The organism is Pseudoalteromonas sp. EB27, from assembly GCF_001974875.1.
GTDB lineage: Bacteria > Pseudomonadota > Gammaproteobacteria > Enterobacterales > Alteromonadaceae > Pseudoalteromonas.
Map to the genome: position 1 here is coordinate 39,040 of NZ_MTQD01000011.1, position 21,291 is coordinate 60,330.

Consider the following 21,291-nt stretch of genomic DNA (forward strand, 5'->3'; position numbering starts at 1 on the left):
CGTTACTCAGAATGCTCTGATCAGCAAAGGAATTATAATGAATTTTAAATTAAATAAAGCAAAAGGTTTAGTGCTTACAAGCCTGCTAATAAGCACCTTAAGTGCTTGTAGCTATAACATATCAACTAAAAAAGCATTTGAGTCTATCGAGAGCAATGCCTTTGGCCCAAGCGAGAATATGCAAGGCTCGCAAGCCGTATGGATTAATGACAACAACTGGCTACTAGCAAGCGAAAGCCAAGGCTTGGTAATGGTAAACAGCCAAAACCAGCAGAGTAAAAACATTGCTAAAGGTAGTTTTGAGGCGCTTTCTATAAGTGCACTTAATAACTCCACTTATTTATTAGCGACCATTGATAATGACCAAGATAATGTCGTTATTTTTAAATTACAGCAAGCCAATAACAGCTGGAATTTAAAAGAGTTAACTCGTATTAGTCCACCACAAGCTCAGCCCGATACAGTGTGTTTATTTAATAATAAAAACAATAATACCGTGTCGGCATTTGTGCCTGATGTACGTGGTTTGATCACCGAAACTGTTATTTACGATACAAGTAATAATGAAACAACAAATGTAAGCATGCGTGAATTTGCAGGAGTAAGCGAAGCTGCAGGATGCGCTGTGAGCGAGCAAAGCAACACACTTTTTGTAAGTGAAGGTGAAGTGGGCATTTGGGCTATAAATGCCAATACAGAGTCGCAAGCTGATAAAAAACCAATAGCACTCGTTGCTCCTTTTGGCTCACTAAATAGCGAAATAGGCGCTCTTTTTACATCAACCGACGGCACGCTGTGGTTTACAAGTACACATGATAATACAATGTATGCCTATAACCCTGTTACTAAAAGCATTAATAATTGGCAACTAAATGGCAATTTAGCTTTAGAGTCTGTTGCGGTTAAATACACCGCAAACAATAAGGCTATTGCGGTGTTATATAACGATGAAACAGGCGCATATACACAAAGTACAATACCAGCAACACCAGTTAAAAATGCGGGTAAAAACATTGTTAAAAAATTGACACATATACATGCCAGTGCACAAACAACGCCAGTACAAGCATTTGGTGATGCTGCAGATGATCCCGCTATTTGGGTAAACTCAAGTAACCCTGCAAAAAGCTTAATTTTAGGCACAGATAAACGTCGAGGCTTAATGGTTTACAACTTACAAGGCTGGCTTGAACAATCAATTGAGATTGGTCGCTTAAATAATGTAGATGTTCGCCAACACCCTAGTATTAAAAATAGTACGAATACTTTAATAACCGCGAGTAATCGGACAAATAACAGCATAAGTGTTTTAACAGTTGATAATAACGAGGTAAAACACCTTAATGATATTTCAACCAATCTCAGCGAAATATATGGCATGTGTATGTATTCATCAGCAACAGGGAATTATGTATTTGTTAATGATAAATCAGGTCTTTATCAGCAATATAAACTCAACGAAAGTGGCGATAAAGTAACAGGTAAATTAGTTCGAGAATTTAATCTACCTAGCCAACCAGAAGGCTGTAGTGCAGATGATGCGCGTGGTGAACTTTTTGCAGGTGAAGAAGACGCCGGTATTTGGTATATAGGCGCTGAGCCTACAGCTGATAATACACCGGTTATGCTACAAGGCATAAATGAGCAACTTGTTGATGATGTTGAGGGTATGGAAATTTACCACGGCACAAACGCACGTTACTTAGTTGTTTCAAGCCAAGGCGATGATAGCTACGTGCTATATAAAATAAGTAATAATACTCAGGATGTTAAAACACCCAGTTTAGAGTTTGCAGGTAAGTTTAATATAGTAAGTGACTTGGTTAACGGTATTGATGGCGCATCAGAAACTGATGGGTTAACCGTAACATCGAAAGCGCTACCGGGTTATCCTGAAGGTATTTTAGTCGTACAAGATGGATATAACCGACTACCGCAGCAACCACAAAACTTTAAAATAATAGATTGGCGAGAAGTGAAAAAAGCAATTAAGTAACGTTTATTTAATTGTGATTACCCTCAATTGTAAAAGGCTCATTTGAGCCTTTTACAATACGCCTAACATTTGAATATTAAGTACAATTAGCTAAATGTAATATATATTTTTATACTACAATTTAAGCTCATAAATTAATTGAGATTATAATGCGCCTACTACTTACTTTATTACTAATCACTTTAAGTGGCTTTGCCGCAGCTGAAGAAGAAAAAGCAGAACTTCCACCGGTAGACCCCGCTTACAATGCTGAGCATCCAATGGTGTTGGTTAATCAAGGCTCGTCTATTATAGCAATGAATTTACCTACTTATAATTTACCCAATAATGTGCAAGTAGTTTATAAAATAGGGAACCCCGATGTTGCATTTTTGGGCTTTGTTAGAAATGCAGAACTAATCACCGTAAAGCCACAAGCGTTTAATATTCAGCATTTAATGCGTGGTGAGGAAATTACAATTACTGCCGATATTTACGAGGGTGATTATCAACAAGGTGGCAGTTTAATTTATTCAAAAAAAGAACTGGTCTTGGATAAGCAATTGTATGCTAGAGAGCTTAAAGAGTTGAGTGAATCATCACAATGGCAAGACTACGACATGATCACACTAAACGGTACTGAGCGTATTTATATTCATAAAATCCAAAAAGCGCCGAGCTATAACCATCTTATTTTTGTCGATTTAGTTAACGCCTGTATGCAAAAGTTTCGGACATCTAAACGTGTACCACCTGAAAATGAGCTTACCTATAAATTTATTAATTGCGGTACGCTTAAACCACTTTATTACAATGCGGATGATTTTAAAAAGTAAAAGAGCGAGAATAAAAATGTTCAATTACTTTAATATTTAGGCATAAAAAAAGGCTCTTTCGAGCCTTTGGATTAACTTTGGAATAGTTAAAAATTTTTAAATTAGGTAAGCGTTAATAGCTGTGGAGCAACGCTGTGATAATCAACAGCCATAGCAATACTTAACGCTGTAATATTAATAATCGAAAATGCGAACACTTTACGTGCCCAACTGCTCATATCAATATTACGACGATAACCGCGCAGCGCCATTAACAACCACCAAAAGCTGGTAATACAAGCAACAGCCATAAAAGCAGCACCTGTGTAGCCAGTAATTGGCAATAACATCACAACTAATGCGTATACAGCGATGTAAAGTACGATATGGCGCTTTGCTTTATCAATACCTTGCGCTACTGGTAATACAGGAATACCTGCAGCTTGGTAATCTTTAAAGCGAAAAATAGCGATAGCGTAAGAGTGCGGCATTTGCCACAAGCTAAACATAACTAGCAGTATTAATGCGCCCATATCGAACAGCCCTGTTACGGCGCAGTAACCTACTACTGGCGGTACAGCGCCAGAAAGGCTGCCTACAAAAGTGCCATATACTGAGTTACGTTTCATGTAGAGACTATAAACCCCTACATAAATTACGTAGCCAAAGGCTGCAAAAAATACCGCGGCTTGAGTGGTATAGGCGATAAGTAAACCAAAGCCAATAACGCCCAATAAAATACCGTGGCTAAGTGCAGCAAAGGCCGACATTTCGCCTGTTACTGTTACTCGCGTACGAGTACGAGCCATGGCTACATCTATGTCTCTATCAATTACATTATTGATAGCACAACCCGATGCAACCACTAGCGACAAGCCAATTAATGTGGCAATCATTAACCATGGATCTATATCACCGCGCGAGGCAAGTAAAAACCCGCCCGCTACGCTGATTAAATTGCCCATGATAATACCCGGCTTAGTCACTGATAAATAACGACGAAACATCTTAAACTCCTAGTACATCATCATTGCGTTAGATTCATAAATGATCCAAACAGATAACCCAACCACCATTACGATGATCAGGGCACTGAATAGGAATGAGAAAGTACTTGCACGGCCATTTTCGGTCGTAAAATTAAGGTGTAAAAAGTATTTTAAATGCACCCAAATTTGTACGATTGCCAAAGTAACAATGCTCCAAAGCGTTGTTACTTTTGAGAAGTCACCTTCCATTACCATGTAAAACGGTATAGCAGTTAAAATTACCGATAGCACAAAGCCAATTAAGTAAGTTTTAACACTGCCATGAGATTCATCATGATGATCACTTTGCGTTTGCTTTAACGCATGCGTTTCGCTGTGGCTCATTACATTGCTCCCATCAAATAAACAACGGTAAATACACAAATCCAGACAATGTCTAAGAAGTGCCAAAATAGGCTTAAGCAGCTTAAACGCGTTACGGTTGCTTTACCTAGACCACGTTTAGCAACTTCAATCATCATTATGGTCATCCAAATTAGACCGGCTGTTACATGTAAACCATGTAGGCCAACTAATGAGAAAAACGATGTTAAAAAGGCACTTTGTTGTGGGCCATTACCGTGCACAATTAGATGATGAAATTCGTATACTTCCATACCAATAAACACAGCACCTAAACAAAACGTAACAAATAACCAAGTCAGTGTTAGTGCCTTTTTTTGCCCTTGAGCGGCAATCATGGCAAAGCCAAAGGTAATACTACTAATAAGTAGTGCAGCAGTTTCTACTGCTACAAAGTCGAGTTCAAAAATATCTTTACCCGATACACCACCTGCTGTGTTCATAAATAAAACAGCGTAAGTGGCAAAAAACGAGGCAAACAATAGGCAATCGGTCATTAGATATAACCAAAAGCCAAATATCGTATCGCCAGATGTGTCGTGATGATCATGCGCGTGGGCATGGTCATCGTGTGATACAGAGTCTAAACTTGCTGATTCTAAATTTGCTGAAAGTGTACTCACGCTTTTAGCTCCTTATTCCCACTTGAATTATATGCAGCTTCAATGCGTGCAATTTCATCAGGTTGTATGTAGTAGTCAACATCGCTGGTGTAACAACGCTTGATAAATATGGCAATTCCGCCCACTAGCCCTACAACAGCTAACCACCAAATGTGCCAAATCATTGCAAAACAAAAAGCGGTTAGGCTGGCTGCCATAAATACACCTGCGGAGGTATTCTTAGGCATATGAATTGGGCTGTAGCTTGCTTTTGTTTGATAAGCTTGGCCTTTTTCTTTCGCCTCGGTCCATGCATCAATGTCATCAATGTGTGGAATAGTTGCAAAGTTATAAATTTGTGGCGGAGAACTTGTAGCCCACTCAAGTGTGTGGCCGTTCCACGGATCACCTGTTGTATCGTCAAGCGCTTCGCGGTCTCTAAAGCTCACATATAGTTGAATAACTTGGCTAATAATACCGAACATAATAATTACAGCGCCGCCTGCAGCAATGTATAACCATATGTTCCAATCTGGATTATTAGTGTGGTTTAAGCGACGTGTCATACCTAAGAAACCAAGTACGTACAGCGGCATAAATGCTACGAAGAAACCAATAATCCAACACCAAAATGATGCTTTGCCCCATTTTTCGTTAAGTTTAAAGCCCATTGCTTTAGGGAACCAAAATACAAAACCGGCAAGATAACCAAATACAGCACCACCAATAATTGTGTTATGGAAATGTGCAATTAAAAATAAGCTGTTATGCAGTACGTAATCGGCACCTGGAATAGCAAGTAATACACCAGTCATACCGCCTACGGTAAAGGTAACCATAAAACCAAGAGTCCAAAGTACGGGTACACTAATACGTAAACGACCTCGGTAAATGGTAAATAACCAGTTAAACAACTTAACCCCAGTTGGTACGGCAATAACCATGGTCATTACCCCAAAGAAAGCGTTAACGTTAGCACTCGACCCCATCGTAAAGAAGTGATGTAGCCAAACAATAAAACCTAAAATTGAGATTGCACCGCTGGCGTAAACCATCGATTTGTAACCAAATAAACGCTTACCTGCAAAGGTCGAAATAATTTCAGAGAAAATACCAAACGCTGGTAATACTAATATGTATACCTCGGGGTGACCCCATGCCCAAAACAGGTTGATGTACATCATGGCGTTACCGCCCGCTGCATTGGTAAAGAAGTGAAAGTCGAGATAACGGTCAAGCGTTAGCATTGCAAGTACTGCAGTTAAGATTGGGAATGATGCTGCAATTAAGATGTTTGCCCATGTACATGCCCATGTAAAAATAGGCATTTTCATTAGGGTCATACCTGGTGCACGCATTTTAAACACGGTCGCTAAAAAGTTTACTGCTGTTAGAAGTGTACCGAGCCCGGATATTTGCAAGGCCCAAATATAATAATCTACCCCCACCCCAGGGCTAAAGGTCAACTCCGAAAGCGGCGGATAGGCCACCCAACCTGTTTTAGCAAACTCACCAAACACTAGCGACATATTAATTAAAATGGCACCGCTGGCTGTAAACCAAAAGCTTAAGTTATTTAAAAATGGGAATGCAACATCGCGAGCACCAATTTGAAGTGGTAATACAATGTTCATTAAGCCAATCATAAATGGCATTGCCATAAATATGATCATAATTACGCCGTGGGCAGTAAATATTTGGTCGTAGTGCTCAGGTGGTAAGTAACCTGGCGCACCACTGGTAGCAAGTGCCAACTGCGCACGCATCATTATTGCATCAGAAAAGCCACGAAACAGCATTATTAGTGCTAAAAGAATATACATTACGCCTAAGCGTTTATGATCAACAGACGTGATCCAGTCGCGCCAAAGCACGCCCCACTTTTTATACTTTGTAATAAGCCCAGCAATAATAAGCCCAGCTATCGCAATAACCGACATCGTGAACACAAGAATTGGCTCATGAAACGGAATTGCGTCGAGAGAAAGATTACCTAATAACGACATTATTATTCCTCGCCTTGGCTGTGAGATGAAGGCATTGAATGCTCATCCATTTCATGATGTTTTTTACTCATTTGCCCATGTTCGCCCATTGCATGATGTTTTTTATTCATGTCGCCATGTGCCTGCATGTATTTCATAACGATGGTATGAAATAAGCCGTCATCAACTTTGCCGTAATAAGCAACAGGGTTATTTTCGCTCGCTTTTGCAAGCTCAACATAATTTGCATGAGTTAGGTTATTAGCATTTGTTTTAATGTTACTAACCCACTTATCAAAGTCTGCTTGAGTAGGGGTAGCAATGGCATTAAATTTCATACCAGTAAAACCAGCGCCACTGTAATTTGCCGAAAAACCTTTAAACGTGCCGGGCTCATTTGCAATTAAGTGAAGCTTGGTTTCCATCCCAGCCATTGAGTATATTTGACTACCCAATTGCGGAATAAAAAATGAATTCATTGTGCTCTCTGAAGTGATTTTATATTCAACAGGTACATTTGCCGGAAAAACTAGTTCGTTCACCGTAGCAATACCTTGCTCAGGATATATAAATAGCCACTTCCAGTTTAATGAAACCACTTCAACAGTAAGATGTTTACCTTTACCTTCAATTGGTTTGTATGGGTCAAGCTCTTGAGTAGACACCCAAGTAATAACACCTAAAATGATTACAATAACAACAGGGACTGCCCAAACTGCGGCTTCAATTTTATTTGAATGAGCCCATTTTGGAGCATAAATTTCATGAGTTTGCGTGTCTCTATATTTCCATGCGAAATACAAAGTCATCACAATAACGGGAACGACTACAAGCAACATAAGCACGGTTGCGATGATGATTAAATTTTTCTCATCAATGCCTATCTGCCCTTTTGGATCGAGTATCCCGCCTTTACAGCCTGACAACGCCAGCACTGTACTAGCTAAAGCAATATTACAAAGGTTACGAATTAACAAGGGAGTATCCTACAAACCTAGAGTTTCAATTTGCTGCTTAAAATAAAAACCAAAGCAACGATTTTTCAATAAAAACCCAAGTTAACTAGAATTAAATTATAAAAATAAGGGGGCTATTCAAAACCTAAAGCTCATGCCATTAATGACCTAGCAACAAACCCAGCTTTCTAAACGCATTTATATAACGTAATAAAAGTTAACTTGGGTGAGTGGTGGTTGGCTGAAATGTGTTTAAAAAACACAGAGCTACTTTGTTTTAGCTAACTTTAATTATTTACAGCAAGAACAAATAATTAAAACCAGCAACAAGGTGTAACCTTACAGACAACCTGTAAAGCTAGGTGGAGCACGACAACCATGTGAAGAGATCACAGGCTGAAGAATTTTAGCCTCGCTTAAAGCAAAGGCTGCTTTACGGAGGATAATTCCAGCACGACGCGCTGGAAAAATATGGAACAATAACCAACAAAGGCCAATAAGTAACTGACTTGAAATGATTGGATGAGCTAAAAATCCAGCAATAGTAAGTAACAGGGGCTCTACAATAAACCCATCACTCAATAATGCTTCAAGCTTGAAGGCATCTTCTAATGCACCGCTTAGCAACATTACAGTATTAAACACTAATAAAGTTATAGCTACACATACGCCCTTACCCGCTTTATTCAAGCGCTCACACGTAACTGGTTCGCTTGGGGCGAAATCAGTATTAGTATGACGTAAAGAAAGTATGTTCAAAGACATTAACCTACTAAAATGACTATAACAAAATTAGAGTAATACAGTTTGCAATGGAAAAATTAAAAAAACATTGCTGCTGTAAGCCCTAAAACCAGGTGCTAAATACGATCAAATCCGGTTAGCACAAATTCACCTTGTGAAAATTGATCCGTATCAATCAAACTTTCAAAACTTACTGAAAGTTCGAACGTGAGTATAACAAAGAGAATTTTCTGTTCAACTAAAAATCAATTAATTTGAGTTAAGCTTTCGAAGCTATTTTGTTAATAAAAAATAACACGATAAAAAACAATAAATTAGATCAAATAAAAAACGATTTAAATAGAAATATTTAATAGAATTATAGCTTTTTAGGAGGGAGTAATAATTGTGTGGCACAAATAAAAACAGCCCAAATTCAGTCACCACCGAACTTGAGCCGCCTTTCACACTGACAACATCTTCACACACAATATAAAGATTTTTGGTTTACACTGCGTGGCATTGTAAGGAATAAAAACAACTCAAATACAGTCACCACCGGATTTGAGCTGCCTTTCACACTGACAACATCTTCACACACAATATAAAGATTTTTTGTTTACACTGCGTGGCATTGTAAGGAAATAAAAACAACTCAAATGCAGTCACCACCGAATTTGAGTTGCCTTTCACACTGACAACATCTTCACACACAATATAAAGATTTTTGGTTTACACTGCATGGCAATTGTAGGGAATAAAAACAACTCAAACTCAGTCACCACCGAACTTGAGTTGCCTTTCACACTGACAACATCTTCACACACAATATAAAGATTCTTGGTTTACACTGCGTGGCATTGTAGGGAATAAAAACAACTCAAACTCAGTCACCACCGAACTTGAGTTGCCTTTCACACTGACAACATCTTCACACACAATATAAAGATTCTTTTAAGCGAGGCTAACTTATGCCTCAAGCTTATGACGAGAGCCTTGCTCTTTGTCTATGGTTAAACTTTAGAGTGTTAGCTCCAATTTGACAAACGAGAAAAATAAACCTAATAAGTGAAAAAAACTAAACTATATACTTTCGTCTAATACATTAAGATTGGATTGCTTTGGAAGCCAAGGAGTTGATGAGTTTTACAGGCACAAAAAAAGCGCTATAAAGCGCTTTTTAATATTTAAGACGGGCTTAAATAATTTGATTTTCTTTCCAAGCTTGCTCTTTTGCTAAACGGTTTTTGCGTTTATCACATGGATCATCGCAATCACAGGCTTTATCAATACCGACCGAGCCTAAACCACCACAGCTACTCGCCATAGATTTTTTTTGCACGATCATACCAACGGCCATAGCCGAAACTATCAAAATTAGTAAGCCAAAAGTAAGAAGAAAAAGTGACATTGCTTAGCCCCTATTGATCAGCAATTAATTAAACTCAAACATTTTTGAGCAACTGCTATTATATACCCAAATAACGTGAAAATAAACAAGCCAGCGCCATACTACAAATAAGGTTTGAATGCAGGGCTTGAGTAAGTAACTAAACCATCTTTTGATTTACCTATTAAGTACACTGGTAAATCGTGCTGCTGAGCATAGGCTTGCGCTTTCTCCATACCCATCACAGTAAGTGCAGTTGCTAAGCCATCTGCTGTCATAGCGCTTGGATGAAGCACTGTTACTGACACTAAGTCGTGCTTAATAGGCATGCCGGTTACGGGATCAATTAAATGAGTATAGATCTCGCCATCCATTTTATAAAAAATACGGTAATCACCCGACGTAGCAATACCATTTGTACCTGGCGATAAAACACGATGTACTTTACGCTCACCTGGCGCTGCATCTGGTTGCTCTATCGCAATTTTCCAATCCTGATTATTTGGCTTTTCACCTGCTATACGCAGCTCTCCACCAATCTCAACCATGTAATTGGTAATACTGTGGCTTTCTAATAACTGCGCTATTTTATCAATACCATAGCCTTTAGCCGTTGCCGAAAAAGAAAGCTCTAGTCCATTAACTGTTTTAGCCAAGCCTTGCTTATTTAAAATAAGTTTATCAATACCTATTTTTTCGACCATACTCGCAAGCTCTTCATCACTAGGGCGATTTGTTGGTTTTTTATCAGGACCAAAGCCCCATAAATCAATTAAAGGCCCCATAGTGACATCGAGTGTTTTAGTTGACTCACCTAAGCGGATGGACTCACTGATAACGGCCCTAAAATCTTCGCTAATTGGCATAACTTGATTTGCTGGTAATCTGTTAAATGTATTTATTTCAGAGTCTTCTATATAAGTAGACATAGACTGATTCACATCTTTTAAAACAGCATCTATTTGCAGCTGTAACTGTGAGGCAGATAGCTGGCCCTGCTCATCGTAATATTTAATATGATAAGTGGTGCCCATAGTCTTACCTTCTAAAAAGGTTTCTTTCGACTCTGGTTTTTCACCACACCCAGACAGTAATAAGGTCAGTGTGATTAGTAAAAAGGCCATTATGCCTTGTGAAGTACTTACTCGATTCATAACAGCTCTACTTAATAGATTGATAAAATTAAAGAATAAAAAAAGCCTCGTAACACAAGTGCTACGAGGCTGGTATTTTAACCAAAACTAAACTGTTTTGGTATTAGTGTTAGCCACCGAAGTCATCTAGTAAGATATTTTCGTCTTCAACACCTAAATCTTTAAGCATAGTAATAACTGCCGCGTTCATCATTGGAGGACCACACATGTAGTACTCACAATCTTCCGGCGCTTCGTGATCTTTAAGATAGTTCTCAAATAACACGTTATGGATAAAGCCAGTATAGCCTTCCCAGTTATCTTCAGGTTGTGGATCTGAAAGTGCTGTATGCCATACGAAATTAGGATTTTCAGCGGCTAGGCCGTCAAAATCTTCTACGTAGAACATTTCACGTTCAGAACGTGCACCATACCAAAAGCTCATCTTACGTTTAGAGTTCAAACGTTTAAGTTGGTCAAAGATATGTGAACGCATTGGCGCCATACCAGCACCACCGCCAACAAAGATCATTTCAGCATCTGTGTCTTTAGCAAAGAACTCACCAAATGGACCTGAAATAGTTACCTTGTCGCCTTTTGTAAGTGACCAAATGTACGAAGACATTTTACCACATGGCAAGCTTAGGTTTCTTGGAGGCGGAGCAGCAATACGCACGTTAAGCATAATGATGCCTTCTTCTTCTGGGTAGTTAGCCATTGAGTATGCACGAATTGTTTCTTCGTCTACTTTTGACTCCAGATCGAAGAAACCAAAATGGTTCCAATCGCCACGATATTCTTCAGGAACATCAAAATCTGCATATTTAACATGATGAGGTGGCGCTTCAATTTGGATGTAACCACCCGCACGGAAAGGCACTGACTCATCACCAGGGATTTGCAGTTTAAGTTCTTTAATGAACGTTGCTTTGTTATCGTTAGAGATAACTTCACAATCCCATTTTTTAACACCGAAAATTGACTCTTCAAGTTCAATTTCCATGTCGTTTTTAACATTTACCTGACACGCTAAACGACAGCCTTCACGGGCTTCACCTTTAGAAATGTGATCAAGTTCAGTTGGCAGGATATCGCCGCCACCTTCTTTAATGTGAACACGACACTGACCACAAGAGCCACCGCCACCACATGCAGATGATACGAAAATACCTGACTCAGATAATGCACTTAAAAGCTTATTACCTGCTGATGTAGTAATGGCTTTATCTTTGTCGCCATTAATACCGATGATGATGTCGCCGCTTGCAACTAACTGAGATTTAGCACCAATGATCACTAAAACTAGTAGTACAACGATAGCGATGAAAACACCAACGCCTAAGAAAATCTGATAATCCATGATTTATCCTCGCTACCTTTACAGTGAAATACCAGAGAATGACATAAAGCCAAGTCCCATTAAACCAACAGTGATAAAGGTAATACCTAAACCACGTAAGCCGTCTGGCACGTCTGAATACTTCAGTTTCTCACGGATACCTGCAAGTAATGTAATTGCAAGCGCCCAACCAACACCAGCGCCAATACCATAAACTACAGACTCGCCGAAGTTATAGTTACGCTCAACCATGAATGATACCGCACCAAATATTGCACAGTTAACTGTGATAAGTGGTAAGAAGATACCTAACGCGTTGTATAGTGCAGGGAAAAACTTATCTAATGCCATTTCAAGAATTTGCACAAGTGCTGCAATAACACCAATGAAAGTTAAGAAACGTAAAAAGCTAAGATCCGCATCTGGGTAACCTAACCAAGTAAGTGAACCTGGTGCAAGTACCGCATGATAAACCAAGTTGTTAACAGGTACCGAAATACCCAATACAACTATAACCGCTATACCTAGGCCAATTGATGTAGTTACTTTTTTAGATACTGCTAAAAAAGTACACATGCCTAAGAAGAATGACAACGCTAAGTTCTCAATAAAAACGGCTTTTACAAATAAACTAATATAATGTTCCACTATTTGCCCCTTACGCTTTAGCTTCTACTTGGTCTTTCTTATAAGTACGAAGTACCCATATGAATAAACCAATGATGAAGAATGCACTCGGTGGTAAGATCAATAGACCCATTGGCTGATACCAACCGCCATCTTGTACTAATGGGATAATATCAACACCGAATAGTGAACCCTTACCGAATAGCTCACGAATGAAACCAACAGTAAGCAGTACTACAGAGTAACCTAAGCCATTACCAATACCGTCAAGGAAAGACATAATTGGTGGCGACTTCATCGCGTATGCTTCAGCACGACCCATTACAATACAGTTAGTAATGATTAGACCAACGAATACAGAAAGCTCTTTTGCCGTAGCGTAAGAGAAAGCCTGTAATACTTGGTCAACAACGATTACCAATGATGCAATAATTGTCATTTGTACGATGATACGTACAGATGATGGGATCTGGTTACGAATAAGCGAGATAAAGAAGCTCGAAAATGCTGTTACTAGTGTCAATGCGATTGACATGATTAATGCATTTTTTAAGCTAGACGTTACCGCTAGCGCCGAACAAATACCAAGTACTTGTAGTGCGATTGGGTTGTTAGCTAAAACCGGACCAAATAGGACCGCCTTCATTTCTTTAGTATCAGCCATTATTTCAATGCTCCTTTACGTACTTTCGCAAGGAAAGGGCCAAAGCCATTTTCGCCAGTCCAAAAATCAACTGCATGATCAACACCGTTAGACGTTAATGTAGCACCTGAAAGACCATCGATCTTATGCTCATCATTGCCCGCAGTACCTTTAACAATTTGAATTGGAAGCTCTTTACCTTCCCATGTAGCAGTCCATTGTGGATTTTGGATTTCGCCACCTAAGCCAGGGGTTTCATTATGCTTGTAAAAGATAATGCCCTTAACTGTTTCACCATCGCTTTCAAGCGAGATAAAACCGTACATTAAGCCCCATAAGCCGTAGCCTTGGATAGGAAGAATGATTGCATCAACTGAGCCATCTTCTTTCTTAGAGATATACACCGGCGACTCTTTAGTCACACGTTGAATACCAGCAATATCCTTAACGCCTTTCTCTTTAAGAGAAACACTTAGCGCTGCATCATATTTGCTTTTTTCAAAGTCGAAAATTGTTGGGTCTGTATCTACAAACTCACCTGTAGTCATATTTACAACGCGCGCTTCGATTTTTGCATCAAATGTTTCTAAAACATTTTCAACTTTATCGATACCCGCAGCAGCCAAAATATTGCTTTGAATATCTTTTTCTTTATTAGCTTGCTGTAAAGGACGAAGCTGTACAGAAGCAAACGATACAATGATTGCGCACACTAAACATAGTGCGACAACAACTGTTAACGTTTTGCCGATTGATTCGTTATTACTAGACATTACGTGCCAACCTCCGCTTAATATTAGCCTGCACTACAAAGTGATCGAACAGTGGAGCGAATAAGTTAGCAAATAAGATTGCTAGCATCATACCTTCTGGGAAAGCAGGATTCACAACACGTATCATAACCACCATAAAGCCAATTAATAGACCATATGCTAATTTACCTTTGTCAGTAAATGCAGCTGATACAGGGTCAGTAGCCATAAAGAACATACCAAACGCAAAGCCACCAAGTACTAAATGCCAATACCAAGGCATTGCAAATACAGGGTTAGTTTCTGAGCCTACAGCATTTAACAAAAATGCAGTCGCTACCATACCTAGGAATACACCTAGTACAATGCGCCAAGAAGCGATGCGAACATAAATTAAGAATAAACCACCTACTAACAATGCAAGTGTAGATGTTTCACCTACAGAACCTTGAATGAAACCGTAAAACGCATTCCACCATAATTCCATGTTTGCAAAATCAAGTGTGCCAGCAAATGCTTGGCCTAGCATAGTTGCACCAGAGAAAGAATCTACTGCTGTCCATACTGTGTCACCTGAGATTTGAGCTGGGTATGCGAAGAATAAAAACGCACGGCCGGCTAAAGCAGGGTTTAAGAAGTTACGGCCAGTACCACCAAAGATTTCTTTAGCGATTACTACACCAAACGTAATACCTAACGCAACTTGCCATAAAGGAATTGTTGCAGGCAGAATAAGTGCAAATAAAACTGAAGTAACGAAGAAACCTTCGTTAATTTCATGCTTACGCACAGAAGCAAATATTACTTCCCAAAAGCCACCCACTGCAAACGTTACCGCGTAGATAGGTAGGAAGAAACATGCTCCATAGAACATTTTAGCGCCCCAGCCTGCATCAGCGGTTAATTCACCACCGAATAACTGGAACAAACCAACTTGCCATGTGTTTGCTAGTTCAAAGCCTTGTGCTAAAGCACCTGCGGCCTGATGACCGATATTGAACATACCAAAAAACATAGCTGGGAACGTCGCCATCCACACTAAAATCATCATGCGTTTTAGGTCGATGTTATCGCGTACGTGTGTCGCGCCTTTATTTACGTAGCCTGGTGTATAAAAAATAGTTGCAGCTGCTTCATACAGTGCATAAAACTTTTCATATTTACCACCGGCTTCAAAATTCGGCTCGATATCTTCTAGATATTTTTTTAAACCCATCTCTCTAGCCTTCCTTCTCGATCGTAGTTAAGCAATCGCGTAGGATAGAACCATACTCGTATTTGCCAGGACAAACGAAGGTACATAACGCTAAATCTTCTTCATCAAGTTCAAGCGCGCCTAATGAAATTGCACTGTCTAAATCGCGTGCAATTAAGTCACGTAACAATAGAGTAGGCAAAATATCTAACGGCATTACGCGCTCGTAGCTACCAATTGGAACCATGGCACGTTTTGAACCACCTGTTGACGTTGTCATTTTAAATAAACGACTCGGCGCAAGGTGAGAAAGGAATGTACGCGTTACAGAGAATTTATCACTACCTGGTGCAATCCAGCCAAACAATTCTTTTTCGCGACCTTCAAGTAAAACAGATACTTGAACGTGGTAACGACCTAAGAATGCATGAACACCGTTTGAAATAGAACCCGATAAAACAGAACCAGAAATAACGCGGTTATCTCCGTCTTCTAGCTCACCAGCTACTAAATCATCCAATGAAGCACCTAATTGTGTTTTCACTAAACGTGGGTTTTTAACGCGAGGACCTGCAAGCGAAATAACACGATTTGTGTAAATTTCACCAGTAAGGAATAAGTGACCATACGCAATAACGTCTTGGTAACCAATATGCCAAACTTGTTTGCTAACAGAAACTGCATCAAGATGATGGATATGAGTGCCAACGAGGCCAGCCGGATGCACACCACCAAACTCATGTACTTCTACTTGAGCTATAGATGAGCTAGGAACTTGGCTACCTGCTTTTTTACACACAAATACTTTGCCATCGGTCAAACGCGAAATAACAGCAAGACCCGCTTCAAATGCTTGCGCATTTTCGGCAATTATCACTGCAGGATCTGCAGCTAATGGGTTTGTGTCAGTTGCGGTCACAAAAATAGAACTAGGATTTGCATCCACAGCCGCTACTTTACTGAATGGGCGAACACGAAGTGCTGTCCATTGACCAGACTGGATAAGTACTTCTTTGGCTTTTTCACGCTCTAAGCTCGCAAGCTCGTCTGCTTTGAAAGAGTCAAAGGTGATTTGCTCACTGCCTGCTACTTCAATAACAACAGATTGCAGCACACGTTTAGCACCACGATTTATTTCTTTTACTGTGCCAGAAGCTGGAGCAGTAAATAGGACGCCTGGGTTCTTTTTATCTTCAAAAAGTACCTGGCCTTTTTTGACTTGGTCATCCACACGAACATGCATGGTTGGACGCATACCGATAAACTCTTCGCCAAGCACAGCTACACGTTTGACAGCAGAACCGTCATGTATAACTTGCTGTGGCGCGCCCTCTAAGGGTAAATCCAGACCTTTTTTTATATTGATCATACGCACTTGCATTACATTAAAGGAAAGAAACTGAAAAATCGTATCAACCACGTCGCCATTTGAGTTATTCCAAGTTATATCAAGGTACAAAAGAGCAGCTTGCTAGAAATATTAAACAAGCAACGTAGTAAAACTCATCACATATTGTCGAGATTTTAACATCATTTTAGATGACTATGCGAGTGTATTTATGAAAATTATACGACAGAAACACTTATTTAGTTTTGTTAACTGATTTAAATAAAAATCAAGGTAGACCAAAGTGGTAGCCTAAGCAATTATCATTCCTGATTTCATCGTAAATTAAACAAATAGCATAATACAAAAAAAGCCGCTATTGCGGCTTTTTATATCTAAATTCTGTTAGTCAATCATATTAGCAATTGGCTTAACTGAATCTATGTCTTGATCGTAGTCAACACCGTCTATACCAAAACCAAATAAGCGTAAAAACTCATTATGGTAACCAACATAGTCTGTTAGCTCATCAATGCTGCTTGTATCAACACTATCCCATACAGCTTGAACTCGTGCTTGCACATCGTCTTCTAGCTCTTTATAGTTTTGGAATAAATGCCCACCGTCGTCAAAGCGAGGTGATTCACCATATAGGTTTTCACTAAATAATGCGTGAATTTGCTCAATGGTGCCTTCATATGTGCCATCTGCTTTCATAACTTTAAATAAAGCAGAAATATATAACGGCATAATAGGAATAGCAGAACTTGCTTGTGTCACTACTGCATTAAGTGATGAAACATACGCCTCACCATTTAAATCTTTTGTTGATTCTTTAATAGCAGCCGTTGCACGGTCTAAATCTTCTTTAGCTTTACCAATAGTAGCGTGTCCGTATATTGGCCATGTTAGTTCTTTACCAATATAAGTATAAGCAGTCGTTTTAAAGTTATCAGCAAGTACATCGGCTTCTTTTAAAGCGTCAATCCACATTTCCCAATCTTCACCACCCATTACTTTAATAGTGTTGTCGATATCGTCTTGGTTTGCTGCTTCTACCGTAATTTCATCAATTTCACGCTTTGATGTATTTAGGTTTTTAGTAGTAACGGCACTGCCAATTGGTTTAAGGGTAGAAGAAAACACTTCACCAGTGTTTGGATCAGTACGACGAGGCGATGCAAGGCTGTAAATAATGCAGTCTATTTTACCTAAATCGGCTTTGATAGTATCGATTGCTTTTTGCTTGATTTCGTTAGAAAACGCATCGCCATTAATATTTTTAGACCAAAGACCTGCTTCGTCTGCAGCTTCTTGAAAAGCAGCCGTATTGTACCAACCGGCAGAACCTGTTTTACGATCGGTACCTTCTTTTTCAAAGAAAATACCTAATGTTTTAGCACCACCACCAAACGCAGCAGTAATGCGCGATGCCAAGCCGTAGCCTGTTGATGCGCCAATAACTAATACATTTTTTGGTGCACTTTTTAATGCGCCTTGTTGTTTTACATAGTTAATTTGTTCTTGAACATGCTCTGCACAACCAGCTGGGTGTGCGTTTGTGCAGATAAATCCACGAATTTTAGGCTTAATGACCATTGATCATCCTATATCTTTTACAATAAAAATTAGCGCTAGTTTAAAGGCTAATACTAAAAACACTGATCTGATCAGTTAAACACTCATCAAATACTCTAAAACATTACTTAGCTAATTTTAGAGCCACCCATACAATTAGGTGAATCAGGCGCTTCGCCGCCCTGCTCTGTATACTCATCTGGTGTATATGTATGAATAGCGAGTGCATGAATATGATTTGCTAACTCATCTTTTAAAATTTCATTAATTTCGCGATGACGTTGTAATAAACGCTTACCCGCAAAACCTTCGCTAACAACTACTACTTTAAAGTGTGATTCAGTGCCAGCACTGTGCATATGACTTTCATTGATTACGTTTAAATGTTTACACGCAATGGCGTTGCTTATTTTTTCTTGGATCTGTTGCTGCATTGACATAAAAAGACCGTTTTAATTAGCTAATTTATACACTTACTATAACAATTTAACGCAGCGATTGGCTAACTAAATTGCTTTTGCTTAATGTGTTTAATAAATCGGTAAGTTAAACTTATTCGCGGATGCGCAAGTGTTGTTTGCCTAGGTATTGCATGTTGGTAGTCTCGTTGGCTATGCCCATTCATTATTAAGCAGCTGCCACTTTGTAATTTTAAGTCAGTTACTTTATTGCTTGCCTTGTGCTTTAACTTTAAAACCCTATCAGCTCCTAAAGATACACACACAATTGTTGGTTTATCACCAAGCTCTATTTCATCATCACTATGCCATCCCATCGTATCATTACCATCTCGGTAATAATTAACGAGCAATGAGTTCAGAGGCTGGTTTAAATGTGCTTCTAAACGCTTTCTCATATTAAGTAACAATTCATCCCATGGTTCTACTATTTGCTTACTACTTGAATACCCGTATTCAATATTTAAATCACTCATGAAACATTGCAGTCGTGGAATAGGCCCCGTTTTGCCGTAAACGGTTACATCGGGTTGCTGCCAACGTAGGTTTTTTTGCAAATAATAAAATAGATCGAGGCTTTTTTGCGCACTAAGTGCCCTACTTTGATAAGAAAAGCCATTTGGTAACTGTTGGGGGTTGGCGTTTTGCCGTTGCATGTTAGAATTTACCTACATTAGATTACTGATCAACGAACCATTATGACGACGCAAGCCCAGCTAGGCGATAAAACCTTTACTCTTGAACGCTTTCCATTGGATCAAAAAAACCGCAGCTTACAAGCGTGGGATTCGGCAGATGAGTACCTTATCAATTATGTTAACGAACATCACCCTGATTGTCGCTCATTGCTTATTTTAAACGATAGCTTTGGTGCGCTTGCTTGTTATTTTAATAAGTTAACGGTTTGTTCAGTTAATGATTCTTATATTAGCCACCAAGCTGCGGCTTATAACTTACAAGAAAACAAGCTGCCTACAGCAGAGTTTACGCAAGTAGATAGTTTGTCGGCATTACCAGAGGATGTAGATTTAGTACTTATTAAAATCCCTCGTAATGTGGGTTTTTTACAGTTCCAATTAAGTGAACTTAGTGAAGTACTTGCACCTGGTACACCAGTAATTGCCGCAGGTAAAACAAAAGAAATTCATAATTCAACAATAAAATCATTTGAGCAATTTATTGGTGAAACAACAACAAGCCTAGCAGTTAAAAAATCACGTCTAATATTAAGCAATGCCAAAGGCGGATATAAAGCAGCAGACTTCCCTACAACATGGGAACTTGAAGGTACTGAGTTTAATATAACAAATCATGCAAATGTGTTTTCGCGTGATTCGTTAGATATTGGTGCGCGCTTCTTTTTTAACTACTTACCAGAAACACCAAAAGCTAAAAGTATTATTGATTTAGGGTGTGGTAATGGGGTTGTTGGATTAATGACGCTAGCTCGCTGCCCTAATGCATCAGTTACCTTTGTTGATGAGTCTTACATGGCTGTGGAGTCGGCTCGGTTAAATGTAGAGATTAACCTAGGCGATAAGTTTGACAACTGTGAGTTCATCGAAAACGACTGTTTAACAGGCTTTGAAAGAGACAGTGTGGATATGGTGCTATGTAATCCTCCATTTCACCAAGCTCAAGCTGTTACCGATCACATTGCTTGGCAAATGTTCAAGCAAGCAAAAGATACTTTAAAAGAAGGCGGCGAACTGCGCATTATTGGTAATCGTCATTTAGATTATCATGATAAATTGAACCGCATGTTCGGAAACTGTAAGTTGTTAGGGTCAAACAAAAAGTTTGTCGTTCTAAGTGCAACTAAAAATAGTGGAATGCTATAAATGAAATTAACAAACATTATACTTGGGTGTTGTGTATTACTAATACTTGGTGGCTGTGCAAATCAGCCTAGCCAAGTAATACTTAACCCTGTTTATAAAAGTGGCCAAATAAGCTCTATAAATAGTAGCTTAAGTACTAGTGTAATTGATTTACGAGGTGATACATCAACACTTAAACTTATTGGGTCAGACAAAACTAAAACCTTTGCAAGCCAAGGTATTACTAGCTCTATTAAAAATGTTTTAGATAGTGCACTTAGCCGCAATGGCGCCAGTATTTCTAATTTGGCAAGTGTACGCTTTGAAGTAGATATTCATGCACTACAAGCGGTAGTAACCGAAAAATTAGTGAGCCATACCAGTGAAGCCCATATAGAACTTGGCGTGCGAGTTATTCGCGCCTCAAGTAACTTTAGTAAAGTGTATAGAGGTAGTGCTAATTTAGAAGGACCATTTAGTCACGAGCGAGCAAAAATAGAAGGTCAGCTCAATAAGTTGACTGAGCAAATTATTACCCGCATTGTATCTGACCCTGAATTAATAGAATTTTTAGAAGGTTAA

General features: G+C 39.1%; 21 protein-coding genes. 4 read left to right on the forward strand and 17 right to left on the reverse strand.

The features are described from left to right. Window positions 1–37: 37 nt before the first annotated feature. Complete coding sequence (locus tag BW142_RS13170) at window positions 38–1,996, forward strand: phytase (RefSeq protein WP_076925145.1); 1,959 nt, start codon at window positions 38–40, stop codon at window positions 1,994–1,996. Window positions 1,997–2,145: 149 nt separating this feature from the next. Continuing rightward, window positions 2,146–2,811 (forward strand): hypothetical protein, encoded by a 666-nt coding sequence (locus BW142_RS13175; protein ID WP_076925146.1) that lies wholly within the window; start codon window positions 2,146–2,148, stop codon window positions 2,809–2,811. A gap of 101 nt (window positions 2,812–2,912) precedes the next feature. Here the strand turns inward: BW142_RS13175 and cyoE are convergent, their stop codons facing one another. From cyoE to BW142_RS13260, 17 genes are all read right to left on the reverse strand, one after another. Continuing rightward, window positions 2,913–3,797: a heme o synthase gene (gene cyoE, locus BW142_RS13180; RefSeq protein WP_076925147.1), complete on the reverse strand. Its 885-nt coding sequence runs from the start codon at window positions 3,795–3,797 to the stop codon at window positions 2,913–2,915. Window positions 3,798–3,806: 9 nt separating this feature from the next. Further along, window positions 3,807–4,163, reverse strand: coding sequence for a cytochrome o ubiquinol oxidase subunit IV (gene cyoD, locus BW142_RS13185; RefSeq protein WP_076925148.1), 357 nt, complete (start codon window positions 4,161–4,163; stop codon window positions 3,807–3,809). After that, window positions 4,163–4,804: a cytochrome o ubiquinol oxidase subunit III gene (cyoC, locus tag BW142_RS13190; protein WP_076925149.1), complete on the reverse strand. Its 642-nt coding sequence runs from the start codon at window positions 4,802–4,804 to the stop codon at window positions 4,163–4,165. The genes cyoD and cyoC overlap by 1 nt, the downstream gene beginning before the upstream one ends. Then, the gene (gene cyoB, locus BW142_RS13195) at window positions 4,801–6,789 is read right to left on the reverse strand and encodes a cytochrome o ubiquinol oxidase subunit I (RefSeq protein WP_076925150.1); all 1,989 of its coding nucleotides are present in this window, start codon (window positions 6,787–6,789) and stop codon (window positions 4,801–4,803) included. The genes cyoC and cyoB overlap by 4 nt, the downstream gene beginning before the upstream one ends. A 2-nt stretch (window positions 6,790–6,791) precedes the next feature. Continuing rightward, on the reverse strand, window positions 6,792–7,745 hold the full coding sequence (gene cyoA / locus BW142_RS13200) for a ubiquinol oxidase subunit II (RefSeq protein ID WP_076925151.1): 954 nt from the start codon (window positions 7,743–7,745) through the stop codon (window positions 6,792–6,794). Between the two features lie 318 nt (window positions 7,746–8,063). Next, window positions 8,064–8,483: a hypothetical protein gene (locus tag BW142_RS13205; protein WP_076925152.1), complete on the reverse strand. Its 420-nt coding sequence runs from the start codon at window positions 8,481–8,483 to the stop codon at window positions 8,064–8,066. 1,162 nt (window positions 8,484–9,645) lie between these two features. Then, complete coding sequence (nqrM, locus tag BW142_RS13210; RefSeq protein WP_007376137.1) at window positions 9,646–9,858, reverse strand: (Na+)-NQR maturation NqrM; 213 nt, start codon at window positions 9,856–9,858, stop codon at window positions 9,646–9,648. A 101-nt stretch (window positions 9,859–9,959) separates the two neighbouring features. Next, complete coding sequence (locus BW142_RS13215; RefSeq protein WP_076925153.1) at window positions 9,960–10,991, reverse strand: FAD:protein FMN transferase; 1,032 nt, start codon at window positions 10,989–10,991, stop codon at window positions 9,960–9,962. Between the two features lie 109 nt (window positions 10,992–11,100). Continuing rightward, window positions 11,101–12,330, reverse strand: a complete 1,230-nt coding sequence (nqrF, locus tag BW142_RS13220) for an NADH:ubiquinone reductase (Na(+)-transporting) subunit F (RefSeq protein ID WP_007584893.1) — start codon at window positions 12,328–12,330, stop codon at window positions 11,101–11,103. An 18-nt stretch (window positions 12,331–12,348) separates the two neighbouring features. Next, a complete protein-coding gene (nqrE, locus tag BW142_RS13225; protein ID WP_002958896.1) occupies window positions 12,349–12,957 on the reverse strand; it encodes an NADH:ubiquinone reductase (Na(+)-transporting) subunit E in 609 nt (202 codons plus the stop codon). Between the two features lie 10 nt (window positions 12,958–12,967). Further along, window positions 12,968–13,600, reverse strand: coding sequence for an NADH:ubiquinone reductase (Na(+)-transporting) subunit D (locus BW142_RS13230; protein WP_007584891.1), 633 nt, complete (start codon window positions 13,598–13,600; stop codon window positions 12,968–12,970). Then, the gene (locus tag BW142_RS13235) at window positions 13,600–14,352 is read right to left on the reverse strand and encodes a Na(+)-translocating NADH-quinone reductase subunit C (protein WP_076925154.1); all 753 of its coding nucleotides are present in this window, start codon (window positions 14,350–14,352) and stop codon (window positions 13,600–13,602) included. Before BW142_RS13235 ends, BW142_RS13230 begins: the two co-directional genes overlap by 1 nt. Then, window positions 14,345–15,547: an NADH:ubiquinone reductase (Na(+)-transporting) subunit B gene (locus BW142_RS13240; protein WP_010555189.1), complete on the reverse strand. Its 1,203-nt coding sequence runs from the start codon at window positions 15,545–15,547 to the stop codon at window positions 14,345–14,347. The genes BW142_RS13235 and BW142_RS13240 overlap by 8 nt, the downstream gene beginning before the upstream one ends. Before the next feature lie 4 nt (window positions 15,548–15,551). Then, the gene (locus tag BW142_RS13245) at window positions 15,552–16,895 is read right to left on the reverse strand and encodes a Na(+)-translocating NADH-quinone reductase subunit A (protein ID WP_010555190.1); all 1,344 of its coding nucleotides are present in this window, start codon (window positions 16,893–16,895) and stop codon (window positions 15,552–15,554) included. 363 nt (window positions 16,896–17,258) lie between these two features. Then, on the reverse strand, window positions 17,259–18,452 hold the full coding sequence (fabV, locus tag BW142_RS13250) for an enoyl-ACP reductase FabV (RefSeq protein WP_024598284.1): 1,194 nt from the start codon (window positions 18,450–18,452) through the stop codon (window positions 17,259–17,261). A gap of 107 nt (window positions 18,453–18,559) precedes the next feature. Further along, a complete protein-coding gene (locus BW142_RS13255) occupies window positions 18,560–18,871 on the reverse strand; it encodes a BolA/IbaG family iron-sulfur metabolism protein (RefSeq protein WP_024598285.1) in 312 nt (103 codons plus the stop codon). A gap of 62 nt (window positions 18,872–18,933) precedes the next feature. Next, window positions 18,934–19,545 carry an alpha-ketoglutarate-dependent dioxygenase AlkB gene (locus BW142_RS13260; RefSeq protein WP_076925155.1) on the reverse strand — a complete coding sequence of 204 codons (612 nt, stop codon included), beginning with the start codon at window positions 19,543–19,545 and terminating at the stop codon, window positions 18,934–18,936. A 42-nt stretch (window positions 19,546–19,587) separates the two neighbouring features. On the opposite strand from BW142_RS13260, the gene BW142_RS13265 reads away from it, so the two are divergent. Both BW142_RS13265 and BW142_RS13270 read left to right on the forward strand, forming a co-directional pair. Beyond that, window positions 19,588–20,730 (forward strand): methyltransferase, encoded by a 1,143-nt coding sequence (locus tag BW142_RS13265; RefSeq protein ID WP_024598287.1) that lies wholly within the window; start codon window positions 19,588–19,590, stop codon window positions 20,728–20,730. Continuing rightward, on the forward strand, window positions 20,731–21,291 hold the full coding sequence (locus tag BW142_RS13270) for a YajG family lipoprotein (protein ID WP_076925156.1): 561 nt from the start codon (window positions 20,731–20,733) through the stop codon (window positions 21,289–21,291).

Coding starts and splice junctions, on each gene's coding strand:
- BW142_RS13170 (WP_076925145.1), top strand. CDS start 38: ATGAATTTTAAATTAAATAAAGCAAAAGGTTTAGTGCTTACAAGCCTG.
- BW142_RS13175 (WP_076925146.1), top strand. CDS start 2,146: ATGCGCCTACTACTTACTTTATTACTAATCACTTTAAGTGGCTTTGCC.
- cyoE (WP_076925147.1), bottom strand. CDS start 3,797: ATGTTTCGTCGTTATTTATCAGTGACTAAGCCGGGTATTATCATGGGC.
- cyoD (WP_076925148.1), bottom strand. CDS start 4,163: ATGAGCCACAGCGAAACGCATGCGTTAAAGCAAACGCAAAGTGATCAT.
- cyoB (WP_076925150.1), bottom strand. CDS start 6,789: ATGTCGTTATTAGGTAATCTTTCTCTCGACGCAATTCCGTTTCATGAG.
- nqrM (WP_007376137.1), bottom strand. CDS start 9,858: ATGTCACTTTTTCTTCTTACTTTTGGCTTACTAATTTTGATAGTTTCG.
- BW142_RS13215 (WP_076925153.1), bottom strand. CDS start 10,991: ATGAATCGAGTAAGTACTTCACAAGGCATAATGGCCTTTTTACTAATC.
- nqrF (WP_007584893.1), bottom strand. CDS start 12,330: ATGGATTATCAGATTTTCTTAGGCGTTGGTGTTTTCATCGCTATCGTT.
- BW142_RS13230 (WP_007584891.1), bottom strand. CDS start 13,600: ATGGCTGATACTAAAGAAATGAAGGCGGTCCTATTTGGTCCGGTTTTA.
- BW142_RS13235 (WP_076925154.1), bottom strand. CDS start 14,352: ATGTCTAGTAATAACGAATCAATCGGCAAAACGTTAACAGTTGTTGTC.
- BW142_RS13240 (WP_010555189.1), bottom strand. CDS start 15,547: ATGGGTTTAAAAAAATATCTAGAAGATATCGAGCCGAATTTTGAAGCC.
- BW142_RS13245 (WP_010555190.1), bottom strand. CDS start 16,895: ATGATCAATATAAAAAAAGGTCTGGATTTACCCTTAGAGGGCGCGCCA.
- fabV (WP_024598284.1), bottom strand. CDS start 18,452: ATGGTCATTAAGCCTAAAATTCGTGGATTTATCTGCACAAACGCACAC.
- BW142_RS13255 (WP_024598285.1), bottom strand. CDS start 18,871: ATGTCAATGCAGCAACAGATCCAAGAAAAAATAAGCAACGCCATTGCG.
- BW142_RS13260 (WP_076925155.1), bottom strand. CDS start 19,545: ATGCAACGGCAAAACGCCAACCCCCAACAGTTACCAAATGGCTTTTCT.
- BW142_RS13265 (WP_024598287.1), top strand. CDS start 19,588: ATGACGACGCAAGCCCAGCTAGGCGATAAAACCTTTACTCTTGAACGC.
- BW142_RS13270 (WP_076925156.1), top strand. CDS start 20,731: ATGAAATTAACAAACATTATACTTGGGTGTTGTGTATTACTAATACTT.